This is a genomic window from Arthrobacter sp. 210 2, assembly GCF_059093025.1.
In genome coordinates, this window is sequence record NZ_JBNHIE010000005.1 from 109352 (window position 1) to 129990 (window position 20639).

Below are 20639 nucleotides of genomic sequence, written 5' to 3' on the forward strand. Positions count from 1 at the left end.
GCCGTCAGGCAGAGAATCTGCCAAGCTTCACCGCTGGACGCTTACTCCGCCTCCGGGGCATTTCTGGTCACATAGACGGCAGCCTGTGTCCGCCGCTCGAATCCCAGTTTCGCCAAAATGGAGGATACGTAGTTCTTCACTGTTTTTTCGGCCAGGAAGAGTTCATCGCCGATCTGGCGGTTAGTCAGGCCTTGCCCGATCAGCGTCAGGACTTTCTTCTCCTGGGCGCTGAGCGCTTCAATTCGAGGATCGGTGGGAGCTTTGGTAATGCCATCGATAATCCGCTGTTCGAGACCTGCCGGGAACAAGGATTCACCGGCGGCAGCCTTTCGGATTCCGGCGAGGAGGTCATCGCTACGAATTTGCTTCAGGATGTAGCCGGACGCACCGGCCAGGACAGCACCGCGTAGGGCCTGCTCGTCGTCGTAGCTGGTCAGGATCAGGCAGTGCAGGCGGGGATCCAGCGAACGCACATCACGGCATACCTCAATCCCGGTGCCGTCGGGGAGCCGTCCGTCCAAAATTGCGATATCGGGTTGCAGGGCGGGGATACGTCGCGTGGCTTCTGCCGCCGAACCGCTTTCACCGACCACCTCAAATCCTTCACCCTCAAGCAGGTCTTTGAGTCCTTGCCGGACGAGTTCGTGGTCATCCAATATGAACACCCGGATTGGTACCTGGGGATCGGGAACTCCATCCGATCCTGACTCTTGCCTTTGCACTCATCGCTCCCAACGTCATCAGCCCCCAGCCTGCACCGGTGTGCCAGGTGGACCGTGCGAAGGTCCTGGTGCCCATTCTTCCGTGGCAACGTACACACTGCTAGGGACTAAAGACCGGAATAAACGGTGTCGCCGGACCAGCTGTCTAAGGGGTCCTGTCGTTTCTACTTTTTGGACGTCCATCAATGACTTTTGGCCCTAGCCTGCAGGGGCGCGCTTGTTCATCCTTGAGGCACTGATATGTAGCGAGAACGGAGCGCGGGGTATGGCGATGGAACCGCAAAGGATTCTTGTGGGCGTCGATGGTTCTGATTCCTCCATCGCAGCGTTGCGCGTAGCCCGCGCGCTGGCCGGACCTCTTGAAGCGCCCGTCGAGGCATGGGCATGTTGGGATGTTCCAGCGGGCTATGGCGTCTACCTCGCTGTGGGGACCGAAGGGTTCAAATATGCCGCCAGGGAAGTTCTGGAGCAGTCCCTTGAGCGGGCATTTGGCCGGGAGCGGCCCGAATTTCTGCGCGGCAGGTTGGTGCAGGGCAGGGCTGCTCCGCTATTGATCGAGGGGACCCGGAATGCTTCACTGCTGATTGTGGGGAGACGGGGACACGGCGGCTTTGTGCCTGGTTCCGTCAGTTCGGCCTGCGTCAGCCACGCCCACTGCCCCGTCCTCGTGGTTCACGCCCCGGAGGACGACTGAGCGTGACCGCGGCGGTGACGGGGGCACTTCTCCGGTCACAGCCCCACGAGCACGTTCAACTCCTTGAGCATGTCGGCGTGATGCCCTTCGACTGCCTGGAGTGCCTGTGCTTCCGAGGTGGCCTCCTTGCCGTGGTTCATGATTCCTCCTGGACGTTATGCGGGTCTTTCATTCGGTATTCCGTTCCAGCTGCCCGGCACCCCTGCCGCCGCCTGCAAAGATCCCCCGGAGGTTGCGCGTGATCCAGTACCCGGCAGCGCACATGACGGCGAAACCCGTGACCCCCACCAACGGAGCCTTGAGAAGCAGTCCGACCGCGAGGAGGCAGAGGCCTGCCAGGAGAACGGCCAAGCCACCGCGGATGCAGGTCCTGCCAAGGTGCAGGAAGGAATCCTGGCTTAGCAGCACGGCAAGCCCCGGATCGTCCTGCTCGAGGTCAATGCTGATCTTCTCGAGCTCCAGGTGTGCTGAAACTTGCCTTCGTTCCGGCCCCTGAGGGCCTGCTCCCAGCATGTCTTCCCATCGACGTCGAGCAGTAGGGCCAAAAGTCGCAACCAGGTGGCCTGCGCAAGCCACCAGATCCGCGCGGGGCTTTCGGCACTGTTGGCAGGGGCCGCACGCCGGTCACCATGGGAGGAACCAAAGGGGGCGCGCGGTTGGCCTGCCCTGGAGGAAGGAAGGCCGTGACGGACCGGACCGTTTTTCTGGCCCGCTGGGTACGTTGGGTAACTCTCGGCGAGAGCCTGGGCTTCCTCGCCCCCGCTCTTGCCCAGCTCGTTGCGGCCGCTATCTGGCCGGCTGCCACATTTTTGCTGCTCGTGTTCGCAGGTCTTGTTGAGGGCGCGGTCCTGGGGTGGTTTCAGGTGCGCGTGCTCCGTAGCCGGCTTCCTGCTGTTTCCATCCGCCGCTGGATTCTATTGACAGGTGCGGCAGCCGCAATGGCCTGGACCCTTGGTTTGCTGCCGTCGGCAAGCAACGCCTGGCAGGGCTGGCCGTTAACTGCCCAGATAGCGGCAGGAACCACCGCCGCTATTGTGCTCCTGGTTTCGATCGGCCTCGGACAGTGGATCGAACTGCGGCAGCATGTTCCGCGCGCGTGGCGCTGGATTGCCGGAAATGCCGCAGCATGGGCCGCAGGGCTGGGTGTTTTTATGGCGGTCGCTACTCCTTTGTGGCAGCCGGGCCAGGACATCTGGTTTTCAGCTGCCATCGGCGTCGGCGCCGCCGTGTTGATGGCGGTGACCATGGCTGTGGTCACCGGGCTGGTCATGGTGCGGCTCCTGCCAAGGACTTGAAGCAAGCATTTGGGTGTTCCTATCGCCTGGAGGCGTTCGCAGACTAGAACGTGTGGCGCCGGAAGCGTTTGTCCACTGCCACAACCAAGGAAGCGAGCAGGGCAATGCCCAGGATCCGCAACCAGGATTCCAAGCTTATGGGTGCCGTGTGGAAGAGCCCGTTCATCACCGGGATGTAGGTGATGGCCAACTGGCCGGCCGTCTGGACCAGAACGCCCAGAATGACCCAACGATTGCTGAAGACGCCGATCCGCCATGCCGAACGCGTGAGGGAACGGCAGCTGAACAGGTAGAACAGTTCCACCGCGACGAAGAGGTTGACTGCCGCCGTCCGGGCTTCTGCAACGGATGCGCCACCGGTGAGTTCCAGTTCGAAAACCCACCATGTGCCGGCTACGAGGAGGGTTGAGACCAGCAATATTCGGAGGGTGAGGGTCCAGGTCAGGAGCGGCCGGTCAGGTGCCCTGGGAGGGCGGGACATCAGGCCTGGTTCTTTGGGTTCGAACGCCAGCATCAGGCCGAGGGCAACAGCAGTGGTCATGTTGATCCACAGAATCTGGGTGGGCAGGATGGGAAGCGTTGCTCCAATCAGGATCGCCACGAGGATCACCAGGCCTTCTCCCAACTTGGTCAGGTTGTCGAAGACGTTGCGGCCTTCCTCAACGGCGGCCTCTATGGTGGCGAAGTCATCGTCAGTCAGGACGATGTCCGAGGCCTCTTTGGCCACTTCCGTCCCTGACCGCCCCATGGCGATACCCACGTTCGCCTGCCTTAGCGCCGGTGCGTCATTGACGCCGTCGCCCGTCATGGCGGCCACATGTCCGAGGGACTGCAGGGCTCCGATCAGGCGAAGCTTCTGCTCTGGAGATACGCGTGCGAAGACGGTGGCCTGCTCCACGGCCCGGGGCAGTTGGTCAGCCGGTATAACGTCCAGGTCGGCACCCGTCAGTGCCGTCCGCTCATTGCGGCTTCCGATTAGGCCCATGGCTTCGGCTATGGTTGCCGCAGTTCCCACGTGGTCTCCGGTAATCATTTTGACGGCCACGCCCGCCTGGTGACAGGCACGTACCGCTGCTGCCGCTGCTTCCCTGGGCGGATCGAACATCGCCTGGAGTCCCGTGAGCGTCATCTGGCGGTTCAGGTTTGCCCCTTCAAAGGCGGTTCCAGGCGGAAGTTGCATGGTTGCAGTGGCGAGGACCCGCAGGCCGGTTTCCGTGAAATGGTGAAGCGCATCAAGGACCGCTTGCCTGGCGAGGGGCCTGCTGCCGCCGTCGCCGTCCATTTGGGCCTTACAAAGCTCCAGCACTTTTTCCGCGGCGCCCTTTACCAAGACAACGCCGCCGCCGCCGGTGGGTCCCGGGGAGTGGAGTGTGGCCATGTACTGCAGCTCGGAAGTGAACGGCAGGGTACTGATCCGCGGGTTTGCGTCAAGGAACGCAGCTGCGTCCACGCCCCCTTTTCCGGCTGCCACCAGCATTGCTGCTTCCGTAGGATCGCCCTGGGCTTGCCAGAGATGTCCTTCCCGGATGACCTTGGCGTCGTTGCAGACGGCTCCTGCCAGCAGCGACCAGTACAGGGCAGCATCCTGCTCTGCCGCCTGCGGCACCGCGGCCTGCGCATCTTCCCTTGGCAGAAGGACCAGCCCCTCCGGGCCGTACCCGGAACCCGTGACAACGTAACTTGCGGATGGAGTCCACAGTGCCCGTACCGTCATCTGGTTTTCGGTGAACGTACCGGTCTTGTCCGAGCAGATGACAGTGGTGCTGCCCAACGTCTCAACCACGGGCAGGCGGCGGACAACGGCACGGCGCCGGGCCATCCGGCGCACTCCGATGGCGAGGGTGACGGTGACTGCTGCCGGCAGGCCTTCCGGGATCGCCCCCACAGCGAGCGCGACGGCGGCGGTGAACATTTGCGCGGGCTCCTGGCCGCGTGCCACACCGGCAAGGAACGCCACGGCAGCGAGGGCAAGGATGGCCACCGTCAGCGTCATGCTGAAACGCGCGAGTTTCTGCGTCAGCGGAGTGGCCACCGGCTGAACCGCACCCATGAGCCGATGAATCTCGCCGAGCTCCGTCTCGCCTCCTATGGCGACCACGACTCCGGCGCCTGCGCCCGCAGTCACCAAAGTGCCGCTATAGACCATGTTCCGGCGGTCCGCCACCGGTGTGGTGGGGGGTAGCACCACCTCGTCCTTTGCCACTGCTTCAGATTCACCGGTCAAAGCGGACTCGTCCACACACAGCCCGGACAGCCGGACCAGCCGGAGGTCAGCCGGAACCTTGTTGCCGGCTTCGAGCAGGACAAGGTCTCCGGGGACGAGGTCCTCGGAGGGCACCTCCTGCCTTTGCCCGCCTCTGACCACCACTGCCCGGGTGCGGACCAAGGAATGGAGAGCATCCAGGGCAGCCTCTGCCCGGACCTCCTGGACAAAGCCAATCGCAGTGTTAACCAGTACGACGGCGAGGATGACGCCGGAGTCCAGATACTCGCCAAGAACCATGGTGACGGCGGCAGCCGCCAGCAGCACGTACACCAGTGGATTGTTGAACTGCCGCGCGAGCTTGAGGACAAATCCTCCGGACCGCGAACGGGGCAGGATATTCGCTCCGAACTGAGCCTGCCGGCGTGTCACCTCTGGGGCAGCAAGGCCTTGCCCGGGGTCAGTTTCAAGCAGCAGGACCACTTCGTGCAAAGGGAGTCCGTGATGGGCGGCTCCAGAAGGCCGGTTCGGCCCCGCAGCGTGTCTTGTGCCGTTGGTCCTTACTTGCCTGATCCTTTCCATGATCCTGACCCTTCTTTATCTGCCGGGCCAGGTGCACTGCCGGCCCTAGGAAGTCTCCGTTTGTTTTTCCGGTGTATGGACCACCAGCACTGGACAGTGGGCGTGGGCCACCAGGGCTGAGCTGACTGAGCCCAGCAGCAGGCCGCCAAAGCCGCCATGCCCGCGCCGGCCCACCACGATCATGTCGGCGTTGCGGCTGGCTTCGATCAGCGATTCCCGAGGGTGGCCACGCACCAGGTTGGAGACGACGTTCGACGGCGTTTCGTCACCGAACGCCGTCCTGACCGCCTCATCGAGGATCTGCCCGGCGCGTTCCTCGAAGCCCTCGATGCCCATCAACATGTAACCCGAATAGACCTGCGGGTAGTCCCAGTACGCGTTGGCCAGGACCTTGGCCCCAAGGGGTAAGGCCATGCGCTGGGCCTGCCGCAACGCCTCGATGGAGGCCTCCGATCCGTCCACTCCCACGACTATTTGGGCAAATGGCGCTTCAGCAGTACTCATGTCAGCTCCTCACGTAACCGATGCGGTCTCACGTAATGATGTCCCGTCGAAGCCGGGCGGGGTAGGGCCGAAAGTCACTGCACAACTGTGTCCCACCAACGAGAACACTTGGAACGGCCGGGACGGGAACTTCGGCCCTAGCGGTGAAAGCCAGAGTGGCAAACACTGGGGCAACAGGTGAAAAACTTTGCGGAGGCGGCGCTTATGAGCGGCGATGATGTATTCAAACTCGTGGGGCACGTAGCTGGCTTCGGCGACTTTTCTGCCTGCCGCGGCCGTGGGTCTTCGCCGTCGTCGGGATCATGCTCAGCCCCGAAGTAGCGGCCCTGTCGATGTCCGGCTCCAGCTTCCTGGTCGCCGTCAACGCCCTGCTGCTCAAGAGACTCCGGCTGCCTCGCCCGGAAACACCCGATGCCACCACAGCCCGCACATCCCGGCCGCTCACCCCGGCCGGAAACCGCTAAGCCACGGCCATGGACCTGCGCCTCATTTCCCATGTGCTGTTCCTGCGGGCCGCATGGCGGAAGCGGGATCATTGGGATTCGGCCAGGATCGCAGCCCACCAGGACCATGCCCTGAAGGAGCTGCGCACCGCGGCCTACGCCGGCTCGGAGTTCTACCGCCGCCACCACGCAGGCCTGCACGATGCTCCGCTGGACCAGCTGCCGCCCGTGACCAAAGCCGACCTCATGGAGCACTTCGACGAGGCCGTCACCACACCGGACCTGAGGCTGGCGGAGTTGGAGGACCACCTGCGGTCCTTGACAGAGAGCCACGGAGACCCGGGGGTGCCGTGGAAGGGCCAGTGGCGGGCAGCGGCGACTGCCGGGACCACCGGCCGCCGGGGAACCTTTGTGTGGAACCGTAAGGAATGGGCCACCATCCTGGGCAGCTACGCCCGGGCCAACGACTGGGCCGGAATCTCCGCCGGGCTGACCCGGCCCCTCAAAATGGCGCTGGTCAGCTCCCGGGTTCCTACGCATCAGTCCGCTGTTGTTGGTGCTTCCCTGCGTTCGGGCCTTGTTCCCACCCTCCGGCTGGACGTCACTGCACCCAAGCCTGAGACCGTCGCCGCATTGAACGGGTTTCAGCCCAGAGTCCTGGTGGGTTACGCGTCGGAACTGAAGCCCTTGGCCGTGGAGCAGCGTGAAGGGCGGCTGCACATCGCACCCGAAGGAGTGGTTTCCGCTTCGGAAGTGCTTACTCCGGAGGCGGCGCGGGAAATGCAGGCGGCGTGGGGGAGTGCTCCTTTCGATGTCTACGCGGCAACCGAAACAGCCGGCATCGCCTCCCCCTGCACCTATCCGGAACCGCCACATCTATGAGGACCTGCTGATTGTTGAGCGCGTGGACCAGAGCGGCAACCCCGTCCCAGCAGGGACAACAGGAGCAAAGCTTTTCGTCACTGTGCTGTTTTCCCGGACGCTGCCACTGATCAGGTACGAGATGTCCGACACGATTCGGCTGGGTGGCCGAGGTTGCCGCTGTGGTCGGTCCTTCCAGCTGCTCGAAGAAGTCGAAGGTCGCCTCGAAGACATCCTCCTGCTGCCGGGCAAGGACGGTACAATCAGCGTTCATCCCATCGTGTTCCACCATGTGCTGGACCACGTTGGAACTTCAGGCTGGCAGGTAATGCAGGGACCGCACGGCCTGCGGGTCCTCATTGCCGGAATGGTTCCCGCAGCCTCTGTCCAAGGGGTCCGGGCGGCCGTGGAAGCAGAACTCGCTACAGCTGGTGTGGCACCCATTCCCATCAACGTGGAACTGGTGGAGCGACTTGAACGGACAGCTCTGGGTAAGGCACCGTTCGTCCGGGCCCTGCCTCCGCCCCGCTAATCGCCGGTGTGGAGATTGAACAGCTATTGACCGCCATAGAGAGGGGAAACCGTGGAGCAGTTGATCCCGTGGCTGATATTTTGTGCGGCCTTCCTGGTGTTCAGTCTTGTCAGGCCGAACGGCGCACGCATCTTCATCGGTATCTTCTTTATCGTCATGGCGCTGGGGGTCAATGCGTTGCTCAGTTTCCTGGCTCCGGAGGTGTTTGTTTCAATAGGAACGGATGAGCCGCTGATCCCTTTCTACGCCTGGTTGTTTGAGAATGTGGTGGCGGTTGCCCCTCCCGTGGTTGGCATTGTGGCCGCTGCAGGAGAAATAGCGGTGGGCCTGTTGATCCTCAGCCGTCGACGCCGGGTGAAGCTGGGACTTATCGGCGCCATCGTCTTCCTGCTCGTCATCACTCCCCTGGGTGTGTGGACGCTGCCGAACCCGTTGATGGCCGCTGGACTGGCCCGGCTGCTGACCAAAGAATTTCCACATGCCCTTTGGGACAGGTGGGCCCGGGGAACTAGGCGTTAGCCGAGACAACCGCGATGATGGCGATGTTGATCAACAGGTTGAACGAAAGCCAGCGGTGAAACACCAGTATGGTGAGCAGCAGTGACACACCCGCTGCGGCGATGGCTACTGCTCCAGCCCAAGGAGCGTTGGAGATAACCACCAGGCCGGAGATCACGAAAAGAACCGTGGCTGCCAGCGCCAGCATCACCGAAAAGCGGCGGGCGGGCCCGGCCAGGCCCAGACGTGCCGCCAGCCACGAATGCCTGGGGTCGAACGGAGCTTTCGCCGGATCGAAGGGTGTGCACCAGATGCCCGCATGGATCAGTCCATGGGCTACTAGGAACAGGCCTGCCAACCAATTCACGGCCGTGGCGCTGGTTCGGCCTCCCGGAGCACCGCTCCATCCGGCGGAGGCCCCACCACTGGACGTGGGGCCTCATCAGGGCCCTGATCGAGCCGGAACGGCGGATACTCATCACGCATCAGGGCAGTGTAAGCGAGGACCCGGTAGATCCAGCGGTTGATCCCCATGATCAGACCGAAAAGCGGACGCAGGTACCTGCCGGTAAAGAGCAAGGCCACCACGGCAATCAGGACAAGCAGCCCCAGCAGGGAGAGCCCTGTTCCACGTTCATAGGTTGTACCCGGATCATTGGTTTCTGCCTGCCAGGTCCAGGTGGTCCCGGCGAACGCCGCGACGACGAGCAGGTGCGGGAGGGACAGGAGCCACCATTTCACCAGGACCAGGCCGCGGGAGAGTCGTTCGGGGTAGTCCACCTCGAAGTCCGCGGGATAGTCGGTGCGTGCCAGGGTAAAGGGCGGATAGCGGTCAGTGCCGGCGGCGGCGTAGGCGTAGAAGGCCACCCGCCAGTTCCACCGCAGAACTCCCACGTTGAAATTGAACAGGGGGCGCGGATAACGGCCGGTGAACAGGATGGCGAAGCCGGCAACGATTGTGACCACCAGGAACGCGATCCAGAGGAAAGCCAGCACGATGAAATGCGGAATGGCCAGGAACCATTTCACGAGCCACATCCATCGGGACAGTGCGGGATCCAGGCTGCCGAAGAGCCGGGCAGGGTAGGGAACTTCGTCCGCTGGTGTGGCCGCGCCGGACTGTAAAGCGGACGGGGTTCCCGGCAGCCCCGGGGCTGCCGTCGCGCCTGGCGCTCCAGCCGGGAAGTGGGGAAGCGGTCCGCGGGGGCCACGGGAAGGCGGTTCGGCATGCCTGCCGAGTCCAGCAGCGCCCAGAACGAGCAGTGGAACGCCGATAGCCAACCCGATAGCCCCGCCAATCAGCAGGCCGGTGGCTGCCGGCCAGATCAGGTCGGACCTGAATCCGGGCTGCACCCTGGCATCGACACCGGGGCTGGCGTCGGCATTCATTACCACGATTGCCCAGCTGCCGGCGGCAAGATCCCACGTCAGCTCCTGCTCGCCGGTACCTGACACGGAAGCGTTCCAGAAGGTTTGCTCTGCCGGCGGGGCGGGAGTGCTCGTGCCGGGAATGTCGCGGTATTCCGCCCGGAAGGGACGGCTCTCGACCTCGAGCAGCTCAGAGTGATGAACGCCCGAAAGGTACCGCTCGACGTCGGATTGGGGAGCGATGCCGATAAAAATGTCCTTGCCGGGGTCCACGGCGGTGGCACGGAGCCTGAGCGTACCGATATCAAAAGGCAGGCGGGGCGGAACGCCCTCGCCGACGGCGTCGAGCCTGGGCGTGGTCAGTGCGTGGGAAGCGACGGAAAGCCGGGCGCTGCCCGAGGTGAAGTATCCATCGCCCTGTGCGGTCCCCAGCACGGATGCGGCAACACCTCCGGCCAGTGCGGTGAAGCCAAGGATCGACAGCAGGATCCCGACGACGAGCATTATTGCGGAGCCTGTTTTTTTCATGATTTCGACCTGGTGGGTTGGAGGCGTGACAGCCTCGGATGGAAAGAGGTTTCCTTGGGGCCCGCTTCGACTGCTGCGGGATAGGTCCTTAGCGATTGCGCTGTTTAGATTTTTCCGGCAGTCATTTTGTTCTTGAGGGGCTGGATCCGCGTGATGACGGTAGGACATGGCAGATGTTTGAGGACTCCATGTGCAGTGGAGCCGAGCAGGAGCCGTTTGATACCTCCCCTGCCTCGGCTCCCGACAACCAGCATCCTGGCGCCCGCGGCCGCTTTCACCAGCGCATCCACTGGTGCCTTGTCTGTTTCCAATACCTGATGTACCTGCAGGTCCGGATAGTCTTCCCTGATTCCGGCCACGGTCTCTGACAGAACGAGCCGTTCCTCTTCGACGATCAATTCGGCCAAAGTGGTGGGGGTGAGACCCGCATCCATCACAGGGTCGGGAGCGCTGATGGCATAGAGCACGGTGAGTTCTTCACTTGCCCGGTCAGCCTCGGTTGCGGCGAAGGCGACGGCCTGAGTGGATTCCTTTGACCCGTCAACGCCGACCACCACTCCGGACCGGCCTTCCAGTTCTTGTGTTCCGACAACAGCAACAGGAACTTTGGAAGATGCAGCAACTTGAAGGGCGCGGTCAGCGAGGGAACCGCCAAGGTGGCCACTGCCCGAGCCGACGACAACCATCGAGGCCTTGCCCGAGTACTTCGCCAACGATCCTCCGACGCTGCCGGTCAAGAGCTTGGTGGTGATAGTGATGGGAAGGGTGCCGCGGACCCGGTTGGCCGCAGTCTCGAGGAGCTTTTCGCCCGCCTCCTCCAACGCTCCAATCCATGGGTATGGTTCAGCCACCCAGCGGTCGTCCACTACGTGGAGGATTACCAGCGGCACCTTTTCCTGGTTGGCGCGGCGCGCCGCCCACAGCACCGCTGCCTGGCTCTGTGCCGAGTCGTTGGTGCCAACAGCGATTGGTTTATGGGTTGTCATGGCTGGACTTCCTGGTTGCTCCGGCATTGTCACTTCAAGATTGGCCCTGCGCCCGCACCCGACATAGGGCCAAAGGTCACGGCAATGGTGCTCCGCGGTGCTAAACGGGGGACTTTAGCCACTTCAATGGAATCCGAGTGCGTGGAACGCTGTTGGCAAAGGGCTGGAGGAGTCAGGATATGAAGGAATCCGCAGCAGAAATGGAAGCGCGCCCCTTGCACGAACCCAGGAAAGGGGAGCGGCATATGCTCAGGCGCAGGGCGTGGGTACTCATAGCGCTGCTGACGCTTATCGCGGCCGGCGTTGGGGTTGCCTCGCCGGCCATCTATGACGGCCTTGTCGAAAAGCCCTACCTGCCGGGCGCCTATTCGCAGGATGTTATGTCCATTGTGGCCGCGCTGGTGCTGCTGGTTCTGGCTCTGACGGCGAAGGCTTCCCGGCCGAGGCTGGAGCTGATAGTCCTGGGCCTGCTGGGCTACCTGGTGTACGCCTACGGCGTCTACACCATTGAACGGGTCTACAACTGGCTCTACCTGGTGTACATGGCCATCTTCGCGGCCGCTTTGTGGGCCGTGGTGTATGAAACGGTGGCCTTGTGCCGCAGGACCGTGCAGGTGAGCCTGCCAAAGGGCGTCCGTCTCCTGTCGGCGTCGGGAGCACTTCTGCAGCCCCTGATGTTCTATCCACTGTGGATCGCCATGCTCCTGCCACTTATGGCGGCGCGGCAGAAAATCGAGACGATCTACTCGGTCTTCATCCTGGATCTGTGCCTCATCATGCCTGCTTTCCTCATCCTGGCGATCGCCGCCTTCCGGGGGCAAAAAACGGGGCTCCTGCTGCTGCCGGCCGCCTACGTGCTTGGCTTCGCCCTGATACTGCCACTGGCGGCAGCAGAACCAGCCAAGGCGCTGTTCGGCTTACGTTTTGACCCCGTAGCTTTTTGGCTGTGGCTGGCACTGTCACTGTTCTTCCTAGTCCTCGGATTCCTGCATTTGCGGCTGCTCCTCGTGGACGAAACTGTCCCTGCCCGGGGACCTGTCATGACCGGGGAGAACCCGTGAAGCCAGGCTGGCGGACGCTGCTGCCCCAGGCCGCAGAAGCTGTGGCAGCGCTGCCCGTATTCGTAGCCGCACCCTTATTCAGGTCCTGGCATCTCCGGTGGGGAGCAACGGCCGTGGAAGTTGCCTCGCCGATGCCCGGCGACGAGTTAGTCCCGGCATCGCATTTCACGGCTACACGGGCCATAACGATCAACGCCCCGCCAGAGGAGGTCTGGCCATGGGTTATGCAGGTGGGCATTAAACGGGCGGGTTTCTATTCCTACGATTTGCTGGACTCCCTCGGCTTGCCCAGCTCGAACACCGTTCTTCCGGAATGGCAAAGCCTGCGTGTAGGCGACGTGGCGGCCCCAATGACAGCCAAGCCCAGCCCCAACACATCTTTCGTTGTCGCCGAGAAGAAATTTCCGGTCCATTTGGTGTGGGCGAAACCGGATTCCTCGTGGTCCTGGCGCTTCATACGGCTTCCAGACAACAGGACCAGACTGGTTACCCGGCTCAAACAGCATTACCGGCCCGGTCTGTCGCTGCTGCTCACCGTCCCACTGCTGGAATTCGGGGACTTCCCCATGATGAGAAAGATGCTCTACGGCATCAAGAACCGGGCCGAGGGCACGAGCCTTCCCGGGCCTCGATAGCCGGCTGGTACCAGGGGCGGGCTGTATCGGCTGCCGCACGAGCTTATTCCGGGGCTGCGCGCTTGGCGCTTTGTATGGCATTCCACCACTTATTGGGAGGCGCAACAGTGAAGCGACGTCCTGAGATAGAGATTGGCACTACTCGCACGAAATGATCTTTGTGTCCTGCTTCCCACGGGAACAGAGGAAGCGAGAAGGTGGCGAGCACGGCATCGGTCTTTGTCAGGAGTTCGGCTTTGCCGCGAATCACCACGCTCCACGCCACGCCGGTCTCGGGGTTAACTCCGTCTGCTTCCATAGCCACGGGAATTTCACCTTGCACCGCGTCGAGTTTCGTTCCTGTCCCTGTCCGAAAGACGAGCGTTCCGTGGTCTGTGACGTAGTTGACGGGAAAGATGTCCGGCCCGTCATCCAGCCACACGGCCAAACGGCCGACGGACACTTGCCGCAGCAAAGCCCAGCATTCCTGACTTTCCAGCATCTCCGCTGGCGATACCTTCTGTTGGTTTTCCACGCAGTTAATCCTGACCTTTGTGTCTCGAAGAATTGATGTGGGGCCGGCTCGAGTCCTATTCGAAAGAGGCGCGCCGTGCATCGTTTGGCCTGGTTTCCCACACATCAGGTGGGTTTACCTTGAACCTGCGGCCGGTCAGGACACGAGGTGTCAGACGGATGTAGTGGTCTTTGGGCCCGGGCTGCCAAGGTTGAAGCCCTTGAGCCTCCACACGCGCCAATTCCTCGGGATCATCGATGAGATGTGTTTCGCCGCGGGCTACGACGCTCCAGGCCTCCTCACTTCGTGGGTCATACCCATCGATTTCCAGAACAGACGGCCGCGCGGCCATCGCGCCCCACAGCTTCCGTCCCCGGCCGGTGCGGAAGACAATGGTCCGGTTATCCAGGACGTAGTTCACGGGGAATATCTCAGGGTGCTCATCCACAACCAGGCCCAGGCGTCCGACCGTTTCTGAATCCAGCAATTCCCAACACTGGTCAAAGGACAGACGCGGGGGATCACCCTGGCCGGACTGACTGGCGCCAGCTGCGGGTTCATTTTTCGTGGACTTCATAAACAGATCCTTTCGTGCCCATGCTGAGTGGTGGCTGACGGGAAATGCGCGTGCTGCGCATTCCTCTTGTATTCCGTCTCGTAGTCAAGCAATGCCTTGGCCTTCCGGGTCTGCTGGTGCTTTCTCCTAGAGTGGCCGGGCCTGTCCCCCTGGACCAGTGCCGAAAGTCATGGAACACGGCTGGGGCTGAACATTGTGTTTAGCCCCAGTTGTTGAGAGAACCGCCGAGCCAGCGCTCTACGCCCCGATAGGCGATTTTCCTCACCGGGGCAGGGGAGAGAAAGATGTCGTGCACGGCCTTGCGGCCTATCTCGGCGCCCTGGAATTCAAGCCACGGGCTGCTCGATATCAGCGCAGTTGTGGAATCCGAGCTTTATGGGCGGGTTTTTGTTGGCGGTCTTTGTCGTCGGTTGGCGATGACGAGGGGTGCTGGCGGCTGCTTGGATGACGCCGTTGGGGATGGTTTCGAGTTGGGTCGCAGGGCCTCCTCGCAAGAGGGTCCTCCCAGTGCGCGAAGAGGAAGCTCCGGGGACTTATGACTCTACCTGGCAGCCGAGCGGCGGTCCCATGCTGAAAGCACAAGCAGAAAGTTCCACGAAAGGAAAAAAATCGGGCGTGTCGGAGCCGGCCTAATGATGATCCTCGGAGGCGCTGCGGTGAACGCCTCCTCCCTCGCCTCAGGCTACGATTACGGTGACTTCGCCGACGATGCGAAGTTCGGGTGGGTGACTCACGCCTGGCGCGTGGTCGTACCCGGCAGCCACATTCTGCTGATCGGCCTTTTGGCGCCCGAACTGGGGCCATGGCGGTAGACGTGACGCCTTTGAGGGGTCGGGACTTGCTGGTGCAAGAGGCGGTCTGGAGCCAGGAGGTTATCGAGACACTTTCACCGGCTCCCGGGCGACGGGGAGCGGTTGTTGGGTAGGCAGGAGGGTTTCTCATGACAGCGCAGTCACAGCCGGGAGTACCGCTGGTCCCGGGCACCGCCAGCAAAGGGTTCTTATCGTTTATAAGGCGTCATCCGGTGCCTGCGTACTACTTCCTGGCGTTCTTCATATCCTGGGGCGGCATGGCGGCCATTCTCAGTGTGGGGCACATTTCCCTGACTTGGGCAGCCATCGCGCTCCCGATAGGGCCCGCCGCTGCCGGCGTCCTCCTCACCAGACTCGTGTACGGCCAGGCAGGGCTTCACAAGCTCAGGTCAGGGCTGCGCCGATGGCGGGTAGGCGCACGCTGGTACATTGTCGCCTTTCTGACTGGCCCGGTCGTCATGGCGGCGACGGCGGCCGCGGTCTCGTCCATGTTCCCGGGATACTACGCGGGATCACCAACAGTAGGCGCGGCGGTGGGGATTGCGCTGGGCGGCATCATGGTCGGGCTGATGGTCGGCTTTCTGGAAGAGCTTGGTTGGACAGGCTTTGCCCTGCCCCTGCTGCGTAGACGTTACGGCATTCTGTCGACTGGCCTGATCCTGGCCCTGCTGTGGGGCTCCTGGCACTACCCTATGTTCGCCGACAGCACCGACCCCTCAGGAGCCACACCTCAGGTCCTGATCGTGGCAGTGTTCCTGTTTGCCTGGCTGCCCCCGTTCAGGGTGCTGATGGTGTGGGTCTCTGACCAGACAGGGAGCCTCCCCCTGGCGATGCTGATGCACGCACCGCTTTCGGCCGGAGCGTTCATCAATTCTTTCATGGCATCAGGCAAAGCGACCGAAATTGCCATCTTGTTGCCGGCCGTGATGTGGGGTGCGGCGTTCTGGGCGATAGTCGCGGTCGTCTTGCTGTTGAGGGCCCGCCACAAGGCCGGAATCCCAGACAGAAGAGGTGTATGAGATGCAGAGGAGCCTTCCGACGGGGCGTGCACTGGGGCACGCGACCGTGGCTTCCCTCATAGCCGGTCGTCCCGAGGAAAAGATAGAAGGTAAAAGATGTCCAGTTCGATCCATTACTCGCTGCCGGTGGCCGGTCGTCGGCCGGCGCTGCTGCCGTTGTGCGGCATTGCCGCCTCATTGCTCTACGGAGTCATGATCTGGCTGATCCGGTACGCCGGGTACGACCCGATGTCGCAGACGGTCAGCGAGCTCTCGGCATGGGATGTCTCCACCCGGACCCTTTGGGTGTGGCTGGGCTTGCTGTGGAGTGCCCTAATGGCGGCATTCGCAGCCGGCGTCTGGCGGGCCGGGAGCCGGCGGCGGTCGCTTCGTGTGACCGGCATCCTCCTCGGCGCCTACGTGCTGGCCGGACTGGCCTACCCGTTCGCCTCGATGCACACCCGCGAAGTACTAGCCGCGGGCGGCGCCACAGCGGCTGACACGGCGCATTTGATCATTGTTTCGTTGACCAGTGCGCTGATATTGGCGGCGATGGTCTCGGCGGCAGTTGCGTTCAACCTGTGGTTCCGTCTGTACACCACGGCCACCATCCTGCTGCTCATCGTTTTCGGACTGCTTACCGCCGGGGACGCCTCGACTATCCAGACGAACCTGCCGACGCCGTGGGCGGGCCTCTGGGAGCGCGTTAACATCATGGTGACCCTTGCATGGGTCGTGGTGCTCGCGCTGCTGCTGATCCGCCGGTCGTCGCAGCGTGACCTGAACTTAGCCGACGAGCGCAACACGGCATGATAGAGAAGCCCACGGATTACCGCTTCCGGGTGTATGCCAGGGGCCGGGAGCTGATGAGGAACCGGTCCACGTAAAAGTGGTTGAGCGGTATTTGGTGCAGGTATTAAGGAAGTCCCCACGGTCTGTCGGACTTGCGATACCGGGACACGAACCGGCCTGAAATTTTCCCTTCACCCTTGTGTTGCTGTGTTTTCTGTGGTTGTTGGTTGTGGGCGTCGTTCTGATAGAGGACCACCCGCTGGGCTGAGGGGCCGGAGTGCAACTTGGGGAACCGGCGCCGGGACGAAAACTTCGTCCTGAAGCGATACCACTCCACTCTGGAAAGTTTTCGTTCCCGGGGTCGGCGCGGTAGCGCCCTGGTTGCGCGCGAAGGACCCGCCCAGCGCTCATGGGACATATCAGAATGACAAGCAGTTCGTACTTCTGCTTGTCCATCGACGCCAAGGTATCGGGCGGCATGATTTAGCACGATAGGCCGGCTCGGGACACTCGGCGCGATAAGTGGTTCCGCCGTGAGAGTCGTTCCAGAAAGGTGTGTCGTTGGCGGATTCCAGTACCGCAAAAGACTGTTGAGGTGCGAGCCACTGCTGTCAGGACAAAGAAGACCGCACCCCTTCGTTTTGGGGTGCGGTCTTCGGTTGAACGCTTCGGTGGGACGAAATTGGGGTGTGTACATTGTCCACGGTCTGGCCCTCGTACCGGGTGGGACAGCCCTCGTACTGCTTCGAATTCCGCATGTTTCCGCGGGCTCCCAGTCTTTGCAAGGCCCGGAAGACAGTTCGAGTCCCACCTCGGGCACGGCATATCCCCTCGACAGAGGGGTTTTTGCTTTAACGTGTTGACATGGCTAGTGGTGGCGTCCCTCTGACGCTAGATTTGCCGGCTGTGGCCTGGCTGCCGCTGAGCCTGTTCACGTGTGTGGGGTGGCGGGGACAGGACCCTGGCTGGTGGGCCCTCCGTCATGCTGTGACTGAATTTGCGCGGTCCTCTTTCCAGTGCTGTCGGGTTGGTCCGTGGTGGCCGACACCTATTCATGGTCTTAGGGGGAGGACACAACATGACGTCGCCGACTTTGTACGAGGTTCTTCTTGGAGGGCTCCTCGAAGACGTTACGGGACATGCGGCTGGACGTTTTGTCCTGCCTAATAGGGTGTGGACGTTCTCCACGCTTACGTCTGCTTTATGGAGTCTCTTTGTGACGGCGGGCCTGGAAGAGAATCTGGATCACCATGGAATGAAGCCCTGATGGCGCAGGGGAGCCGCCCAGGGACCATGAAGTTCGATGTAACTGTTCGCTACCTGCGTCTACTTCTGGTCGCAGCACCGATCAAGAGCCTTCTTAGCCTGATGTCAGAGATGACCCAGGTGCCGGCTTGACGTCGGGTTTGGATGTGTCCTATGGACGAGCTCGCGGGCTCGTGTGCAATTTGGGTCTTAGGACAGGACCATCGGCACCACGGTGCTGGCCTTGCCAGTCCTCAATTCTGGACGCGCTGCCGAAACTGGCGCGGTGTTTCGCCGGCGTCGTTGAGGAAATGCCTGTTGAAGTTGGACAGGTTGGAAAACCCCACTTCGTAGCAGATGTCGGAGATCGCTTTATCACTGCGTTCCAGCAGGCGCCGTGCGTGGGCCAGGCGCAGCTTGCGGACCAGGTCGCTGAAGTTCTGGCCGGTGGCGCGTTTGAAGTATTTTGAGAACGTGGGTTCCGGCATGCCCACCAGGGCCGCGGCCTCGGACAACGTGACACTGCCGGCGTGGTTGCTGAACACATACTCCAAAACGAGGTCGACGACGGCGGCGGCCTGGCCGTCCAGCTGCGGCCTGAACCATTCCTCGGCCAGGTAGCGCCGGTCCTCCAGCGGCGCCCTGGTGAGGATCGCGAATAGCGCGAACAGATGCTGGAGCCGGTCCAGCCCGGTGACGGCCCCCATCGCCTCGATGGCTACAGCCGCCTGCCGTGCCGATTCGCCGAGGAACTCGATTCCCCGCGCAGACTGCTCCAGCAGCGGCTTCACCTCGGCCAGCTCCGGAACCAGGGCGGCCGCCTGCTCAACCCACTTACCGTCGAACTGGATTACGGCGTCCCGGTTCTCGAGCACTTCGCCGGGCTCAAGGTCGCTGACCCAGTCGTGCGGCAGCCCTGATCCCACGAGGGATACGTGGCCAGCCTCGAAGGTGCCGATGTGGTCACCCACGATGAACTTTCCGGTGCCCTTCCGGATGAGGTGGATCTCGTACTCGGGGTGGTAGTTCCAACGCGCCACCGGGCTGGGATAGCTGTGCTGGTGCCATCGGACCGAGTGGTTGGGGTCAGGCGGAATAACTTCCCGGTTGGCCCTCATCCCCAACAGCCGTTCCGCCAGCCGGGCGGTCGCTTCACCCGCGGTGTCCGTGGGGACCATCCGGTACTCCATCCGTTGGTTTTCTATGAAATGTGGACGACGGTTGAGGCGTCCTACCCCAGAGTAGCGCGTGCCGCTGGATGACCGCCGGAAAATAAGTATCAGAAATTGGCAACCACGGCGCTAGTTGTGATGTATCCCGCACACCTAATCTTGAGGAACATCAGCGCGGCACATCGGATTCGATGAGAGACCACGCCCCCGCCGGAGCACGTGGACGCAGCAGTCGACGTGGCCCGGTCCTGCATCTTCCCGAAGAACAAAGGAGTCCTTAATGCGCCCGAAAACGCGCGCTGCCGTCCTGTCCGCCGGAGCCCTCTGCATAGTCTTGAGTGCCTCGGCCTGTGCAGGTGCCGGCGGTGGAAATTCCGCCGGAGTCCGGAACAGCATCAGTGTCCTGATGGTGAACAATCCCCAGATGGAGGATCTGCAGCGGCTCACGGCAGAGAACTTCACCAAGGAAACCGGGATCAGGGTCAATTACACGATCCTGCCCGAGAACGATGTGCGGGCCAAGATCAGCCAGGAGTTCTCCAGCCAGGCCGGCCAGTACGACGTCGCTTCACTGTCCAACTACGAGATCCCGTTCTATTCCGCCAACGGCTGGCTCGCCCCGCTGGACGATGTGGCCAAAGACCCGGAGTTTGACCAAAACGACATCTTGCCCGCCTACACGGCATCCCTCACCGGTGAGGACGGCAAGCTCTACGGCGAACCGTTCTACGGGGAGTCTTCGTTCCTGATGTACCGCAAGGACATCCTGGAAGCCAAGGGCCTGACCCTGCCGGCGAAGCCGACCTGGGACGAAGTCGCTGACATCGCCGCAAAGGTCGACGGCGCGGAACCGGGCATGAAGGGCATTTGCCTCCGCGGCCAGCCCGGCTGGGGCCAGGTCTTCGCACCGCTGACCACCGTCGTGAACACCTTCGGCGGGACCTGGTTCGACAAAGACTGGAACGCCCAGGTCAACTCCCCGGAGTTCACCGAAGCCGTGGAGTTTTACACCAAACTGGTCCGCGAACACGGCGAAGCAGGAGCCGCGCAAGCCGGGTTCACCGAGTGCCTGAACAACATGAGCCAGGGCAACGTGGCCATGTGGTACGACGCGACCTCCGCCGCCGGCGCCTTGGAAGCCGAAGATTCCCCGGTGAAGGGCAAGATCGGCTACGCCCAGGCACCGGTGAAGGAAACCGCCTCTTCCGGCTGGCTGTGGACCTGGTCCTGGGCCATGCAGGCCGCGTCCAAGAAACAGGACGCTGCCGAGAAGTTCATCGCCTGGGCCAGCTCCAAGGACTACGAGGAACTCGTCGCCTCCGAGCTTGGCTGGGCCAAGGTCCCCTCCGGCAAGCGCATCTCCACCTACGAAAACGCCGAGTTCCAGAAGGCCGCACCGTTCTTTGAAGCTGAACGCTTCGCCATCGAGAACGCCGACCCGAAGAACCCCGGTGCGCAGGAACGCCCCGCCGTCGGCATTCAGTTTGTCGGCATCCCCGAATTCGCTGCCCTGGGCACCAACGTCTCCCAGGGCGTCAGTTCCGCCATCGCCGGCCAAGGCAGTGTGGCTGACGCGCTGGCTAAGGGCCAGGAAGCCGCCCAAAAGGTCGGCAACAAGTACAAGCAGCCCTAACCGAA

22 protein-coding genes are annotated in these 20639 nt (G+C 62.4%); 12 read left to right on the plus strand and 10 right to left on the minus strand.

Annotated features, from left to right (window positions below):
- Positions 1-41: 41 nt before the first annotated feature.
- Complete coding sequence (locus AC5RWA_RS11660) at positions 42-665, minus strand: response regulator (RefSeq protein WP_494057736.1); 624 nt, start codon at positions 663-665, stop codon at positions 42-44.
- Between the two features lie 322 nt (positions 666-987).
- On the opposite strand from AC5RWA_RS11660, the gene AC5RWA_RS11665 reads away from it, so the two are divergent.
- Positions 988-1416, plus strand: coding sequence for a universal stress protein (locus AC5RWA_RS11665; RefSeq protein ID WP_494057737.1), 429 nt, complete (start codon positions 988-990; stop codon positions 1414-1416).
- A gap of 168 nt (positions 1417-1584) precedes the next feature.
- Here AC5RWA_RS11665 and AC5RWA_RS11670 read toward each other — a convergent pair whose 3' ends face one another.
- The gene (locus tag AC5RWA_RS11670) at positions 1585-1929 is read right to left on the minus strand and encodes a DUF3040 domain-containing protein (protein ID WP_494057738.1); all 345 of its coding nucleotides are present in this window, start codon (positions 1927-1929) and stop codon (positions 1585-1587) included.
- Positions 1930-2099: 170 nt separating this feature from the next.
- Between AC5RWA_RS11670 and AC5RWA_RS11675 the strand changes: the two genes are divergently transcribed.
- On the plus strand, positions 2100-2711 hold the full coding sequence (locus AC5RWA_RS11675; RefSeq protein WP_494057739.1) for a hypothetical protein: 612 nt from the start codon (positions 2100-2102) through the stop codon (positions 2709-2711).
- A gap of 43 nt (positions 2712-2754) precedes the next feature.
- Here AC5RWA_RS11675 and AC5RWA_RS11680 read toward each other — a convergent pair whose 3' ends face one another.
- Both AC5RWA_RS11680 and AC5RWA_RS11685 read right to left on the minus strand, forming a co-directional pair.
- Positions 2755-5397: an HAD-IC family P-type ATPase gene (locus AC5RWA_RS11680; RefSeq protein WP_494057878.1), complete on the minus strand. Its 2643-nt coding sequence runs from the start codon at positions 5395-5397 to the stop codon at positions 2755-2757.
- Between the two features lie 144 nt (positions 5398-5541).
- Positions 5542-6000 (minus strand): universal stress protein, encoded by a 459-nt coding sequence (locus tag AC5RWA_RS11685; protein WP_494057740.1) that lies wholly within the window; start codon positions 5998-6000, stop codon positions 5542-5544.
- Between the two features lie 302 nt (positions 6001-6302).
- Here AC5RWA_RS11685 and AC5RWA_RS11690 point away from each other — a divergent pair, with 302 nt between their 5' ends.
- The 4 genes from AC5RWA_RS11690 to AC5RWA_RS11705 all read left to right on the plus strand — a co-directional run bounded on the left by AC5RWA_RS11690 (position 6303) and on the right by AC5RWA_RS11705 (position 8355).
- Positions 6303-6464, plus strand: a complete 162-nt coding sequence (locus AC5RWA_RS11690; RefSeq protein WP_494057741.1) for a hypothetical protein — start codon at positions 6303-6305, stop codon at positions 6462-6464.
- Positions 6465-6473: 9 nt separating this feature from the next.
- Complete coding sequence (locus tag AC5RWA_RS11695; RefSeq protein WP_494057742.1) at positions 6474-7325, plus strand: phenylacetate--CoA ligase family protein; 852 nt, start codon at positions 6474-6476, stop codon at positions 7323-7325.
- Between the two features lie 121 nt (positions 7326-7446).
- Positions 7447-7836, plus strand: a complete 390-nt coding sequence (locus tag AC5RWA_RS11700; protein WP_494057743.1) for a hypothetical protein — start codon at positions 7447-7449, stop codon at positions 7834-7836.
- A gap of 51 nt (positions 7837-7887) precedes the next feature.
- A complete protein-coding gene (locus AC5RWA_RS11705) occupies positions 7888-8355 on the plus strand; it encodes a hypothetical protein (protein ID WP_494057744.1) in 468 nt (155 codons plus the stop codon).
- Here the strand turns inward: AC5RWA_RS11705 and AC5RWA_RS11710 are convergent.
- The 3 genes from AC5RWA_RS11710 to AC5RWA_RS11720 form a co-directional block, all read right to left on the minus strand.
- Positions 8345-8701: a hypothetical protein gene (locus tag AC5RWA_RS11710; protein WP_494057745.1), complete on the minus strand. Its 357-nt coding sequence runs from the start codon at positions 8699-8701 to the stop codon at positions 8345-8347. The genes AC5RWA_RS11705 and AC5RWA_RS11710 overlap by 11 nt on opposite strands.
- On the minus strand, positions 8698-10230 hold the full coding sequence (locus AC5RWA_RS11715; RefSeq protein ID WP_494057746.1) for a DUF4389 domain-containing protein: 1533 nt from the start codon (positions 10228-10230) through the stop codon (positions 8698-8700). The genes AC5RWA_RS11710 and AC5RWA_RS11715 overlap by 4 nt, the downstream gene beginning before the upstream one ends.
- 104 nt (positions 10231-10334) lie before the next feature.
- A complete protein-coding gene (locus tag AC5RWA_RS11720) occupies positions 10335-11216 on the minus strand; it encodes a universal stress protein (RefSeq protein ID WP_494057747.1) in 882 nt (293 codons plus the stop codon).
- Positions 11217-11395: 179 nt separating this feature from the next.
- Between AC5RWA_RS11720 and AC5RWA_RS11725 the strand changes: the two genes are divergently transcribed.
- Both AC5RWA_RS11725 and AC5RWA_RS11730 read left to right on the plus strand, forming a co-directional pair.
- On the plus strand, positions 11396-12277 hold the full coding sequence (locus tag AC5RWA_RS11725; RefSeq protein WP_494057748.1) for a hypothetical protein: 882 nt from the start codon (positions 11396-11398) through the stop codon (positions 12275-12277).
- 113 nt (positions 12278-12390) lie between these two features.
- Positions 12391-12912, plus strand: a complete 522-nt coding sequence (locus AC5RWA_RS11730) for a hypothetical protein (RefSeq protein ID WP_494057749.1) — start codon at positions 12391-12393, stop codon at positions 12910-12912.
- A gap of 43 nt (positions 12913-12955) precedes the next feature.
- On the opposite strand, the gene AC5RWA_RS11735 is transcribed toward AC5RWA_RS11730, so the two are convergent.
- Positions 12956-13426, minus strand: a complete 471-nt coding sequence (locus tag AC5RWA_RS11735; RefSeq protein ID WP_494057750.1) for a pyridoxamine 5'-phosphate oxidase family protein — start codon at positions 13424-13426, stop codon at positions 12956-12958.
- Between the two features lie 55 nt (positions 13427-13481).
- A complete protein-coding gene (locus tag AC5RWA_RS11740) occupies positions 13482-13982 on the minus strand; it encodes a pyridoxamine 5'-phosphate oxidase family protein (protein ID WP_494057751.1) in 501 nt (166 codons plus the stop codon).
- A 632-nt stretch (positions 13983-14614) separates the two neighbouring features.
- Here AC5RWA_RS11740 and AC5RWA_RS11745 point away from each other — a divergent pair.
- From AC5RWA_RS11745 to AC5RWA_RS11755, 3 genes are all read left to right on the plus strand, one after another.
- Positions 14615-14794 carry a hypothetical protein gene (locus AC5RWA_RS11745; RefSeq protein ID WP_494057752.1) on the plus strand — a complete coding sequence of 60 codons (180 nt, stop codon included), beginning with the start codon at positions 14615-14617 and terminating at the stop codon, positions 14792-14794.
- A 128-nt stretch (positions 14795-14922) separates the two neighbouring features.
- Positions 14923-15813, plus strand: coding sequence for a CPBP family intramembrane glutamic endopeptidase (locus tag AC5RWA_RS11750; RefSeq protein ID WP_494057753.1), 891 nt, complete (start codon positions 14923-14925; stop codon positions 15811-15813).
- A 96-nt stretch (positions 15814-15909) separates the two neighbouring features.
- A complete protein-coding gene (locus tag AC5RWA_RS11755; RefSeq protein ID WP_494057754.1) occupies positions 15910-16605 on the plus strand; it encodes a DUF998 domain-containing protein in 696 nt (231 codons plus the stop codon).
- Between the two features lie 1478 nt (positions 16606-18083).
- On the opposite strand, the gene AC5RWA_RS11760 is transcribed toward AC5RWA_RS11755, so the two are convergent.
- On the minus strand, positions 18084-19007 hold the full coding sequence (locus AC5RWA_RS11760) for an AraC family transcriptional regulator (RefSeq protein WP_115523493.1): 924 nt from the start codon (positions 19005-19007) through the stop codon (positions 18084-18086).
- Between the two features lie 274 nt (positions 19008-19281).
- On the opposite strand from AC5RWA_RS11760, the gene AC5RWA_RS11765 reads away from it, so the two are divergent.
- The gene (locus AC5RWA_RS11765; RefSeq protein ID WP_494057755.1) at positions 19282-20634 is read left to right on the plus strand and encodes an ABC transporter substrate-binding protein; all 1353 of its coding nucleotides are present in this window, start codon (positions 19282-19284) and stop codon (positions 20632-20634) included.
- Positions 20635-20639: the final 5 nt, after the last annotated feature.